Source organism: Leisingera sp. F5 (assembly GCF_001593695.1).
In genome coordinates, this window is the sequence record NZ_LUKH01000320.1 from 1 (window position 1) to 2,899 (window position 2,899).

The window sequence follows — 2,899 nt, forward strand, 5'->3', positions numbered from 1 at the left end:
CCAGACCCCCGACCCGCAGGTGCAGGTGCGCCGTCTGGCCGGTGACGGCGCCACTGTCAGCCTGACGGGCGCCGTGGGCGGCCAGGGTGTCTATCCGATCGAACGCCCGACCCGCACCCTGTCGTCCATGCTGGCCCAGGCCGGCGGCGTGACAATCCAGCCGGAAATTGCCCAGGTCACCGTGATCCGCGGCCAGGAAAAGGGCAAGATCTGGTTCCAGGACCTGTTTGACCATCCGGAGCTGGATGTAGCCCTGCGCGGCGGCGACCGTATTCTTGTCGAGGAAGACACCCGCTCGTTCACTGCCCTGGGTGCAACCTCAGCCCAGGCGCGGGTGCCGTTTGAAAGTCAGGACCTGTCAGCGCTGGAAGCGATTGCCCAGGTGGGCGGATTGATTTCCACCGCCTCCGACCCGACCGGCGTCTTTGTGCTGCGCAACGAGCCTGCCGAGATTGCCAATCAGGTGCTGGGCCGCGATGATCTGATCGGCGCGCAGCGTTTGGTCTATGTGCTGAACCTGACCCAGCCGAACGGGTTGTTTGTTGCCCGCGACTTCGTGATCCGCGACGATGATACGCTGTATGTCACCGAGGCGCCGTATACCCAGTGGACCAAAACCATCTCGCTGCTTGTGACCCCGGTCGGATCGCTGTCCAGCGTCTCCACCGCGCTTGACGGCTGACACACCATGCGCCTGACCCCAGGCCGGAACAAAGCCGGGAGCCCAGCCTCCCGGCTTTTTGTTTACAACGGTGGTTTTCTGACCCAGCGCCAGGTGCGGCGGATCCTGCAGCTATCCGGCTATGATATCCGGCTGGGCCTGCCGCAGAGCAACGATCTGGTTGGCATCTGGGGCGCCTCGCCCACGGCGCACCGGGGTCTTGCCGTCGCAGAACGGAGTGGCTGCGGATTGTTGCGGGCTGAGGATGCCTTTCTGCGCTCGGTTCACCCTGGCCGCGCAGGCGAACCGCCCATAGGGCTGCTGCTGGACCGGTCCGGCGTGCATTTTGATGCTGCCACGCCTTCGGATCTTGAGGCGCTGCTGGCCAGCCACCCGCTGGATGACGCGCATCTGATGCGCCGGGCACGGGATGCGATTGCTCGTCTCAAAGCCGCGCATCTCAGCAAATACAACGCCTTTGATGCTGCGGCTGCGGTGCCGGATCCGGGTTATGTGCTGGTCGTGGATCAGGCGCGAGATGATGCCTCTGTCACCGCGTCGCGCGCGGACCGGGCGCGGTTTCTGGAAATGCTCGCCTTTGCCCAGGAGGAACACCCCGGCGCGCGGGTGCTGATCAAGACACATCCAGAGACGCTGCGCGGTTACCGGGCGGGGTATTATGATGCGCAGGACGCACAGGGGCGGGTTGAGCTGTTCACCGGCAGCCTGTCGCCCTGGGCACTGCTGGAAGGCGCCGTGGGCGTCTATACCGTCTCTTCGCAACTGGGGTTTGAGGCCATTTTGGCAGGCCACAAGCCGCGGGTCTTCGGGCAGCCGTTTTACGCGGGCTGGGGGCTGAGCATTGACGACGCTCCGCCTGCGCGCAGGCAGCGGCGGCTGACGCGGGCACAGCTGTTTGCGGCATCGATGATCCTCTATCCGAAGTGGTACGATCCGTTCCGGGATGAATTATGCGAGCTGGAAACGGTGCTGGACAACATGGAGGCGCGGGTGCGGGCCTGGCGGGACGACCTTCGCGGCTGGGCAGCATCAGGCATGCGGATGTGGAAGCGCAAGCCGCTGCAGACATTTTTTGGCGCCGAAAAGCGGGTCCTGTTCACTGAGGATCCGGCCAAGGCGCAGGCAAGCGGGCGCATGCGGATGGTCTGGGCCAGCAACGCGAATGCGGCGCATGATGGCGCTGTGCGGGTCGAGGACGGCTTTCTGCGGTCCCGCGGGCTGGGGGCGGAACTGGTGCCGCCGCTGTCGCTGGTGACCGACCGCCAGGGGATCTACTACGACCCGCGCCAGCCGTCGGATCTGGACACGCTGATTGCCCGCCGGGTTGAGATGACCCAGGCAGAGGAGCTGCGGGCCGAGCATCTGGTGCGGTCTCTGGTCCAGGACGGCGTGTCGAAATACAATCTTGGCGGCACCGCCCCTGCCCTACCCGAGGGCCATCGGATCCTGGTACCGGGCCAGGTGGAGGATGACGCCTCGATCCTTTGCGGAGCCGGAGAGGTGAGGACCAATCTGGCTCTGCTGCAGGCCGCACGGAAGGCCAATCCGGAGGCCGTGATTATCTATAAGCCCCATCCGGATGTGGAGGCGGGCTTGCGCAAAGGCCAGGTTGCGGCAGAGGGGCTGGCGGATGCGGTTGCCTCCCATGCGGACCCCATGGCCCTACTGGCTAAAGTGCAAGAGGTCTGGACGATGACCTCTCTTCTGGGGTTCGAAGCCCTGTTGCGCAAGGTGCCGGTAACCACGCTGGGAACACCGTTTTATGCAGGCTGGGGCCTGACTGCCGATCTGGCTCCGGCGCCGCCGTGGCGGCAAGCCCGCGTCACGCTCCTGGGCCTCGCCCATGCGGCGCTGATCGACTACCCGCGCTACTTCGACCCGGTGACCGGCCAGCACTGCCCGGCGGAAGTGGCGGTGATGCGCCTGCGCAAAGGGCAGTTGCCGCACCCGGGGATCGGCAACCGTCTGCTCTCCAAACTGCAAGGCCTGTTCGCCACCTACGCCCATCTGTGGCGCTGAACGGCCCCCAAACGGAGCCGGGGAACTCCCAAGGGGAGAGAAGCATGAAACATGCTCCTGCGACGGGCGGGAGAGCCGGTTCTGCAAGGAAAAGGATAGTCAGCGCAGCGCGCGGGTCCAGCGGTGCAGGATGTCCTTGCCGAGGGGGCGGGTTTCAACCAGCTCAAACCGCGGCGCTTCCTCCAGCCGGCCGATGCC

At 65.5% G+C, this 2,899-nt stretch carries 1 protein-coding gene and 1 pseudogene; both read left to right on the forward strand.

Features of this window, described 5'->3' with window-relative positions; genetic code table 11:
- Nucleotides 1-682: pseudogene (locus tag A2I95_RS29550) on the forward strand (SLBB domain-containing protein); the annotation flags it as partial.
- Between the two features lie 6 nt (nt 683-688).
- Nucleotides 689-2,701, forward strand: coding sequence for a capsular polysaccharide biosynthesis protein (locus tag A2I95_RS29555; RefSeq protein ID WP_291735619.1), 2,013 nt, complete (start codon nt 689-691; stop codon nt 2,699-2,701).
- Nucleotides 2,702-2,899: the final 198 nt, after the last annotated feature.

Coding starts and splice junctions, on each gene's coding strand:
- A2I95_RS29555 (WP_291735619.1), top strand. CDS start 689: ATGCGCCTGACCCCAGGCCGGAACAAAGCCGGGAGCCCAGCCTCCCGG.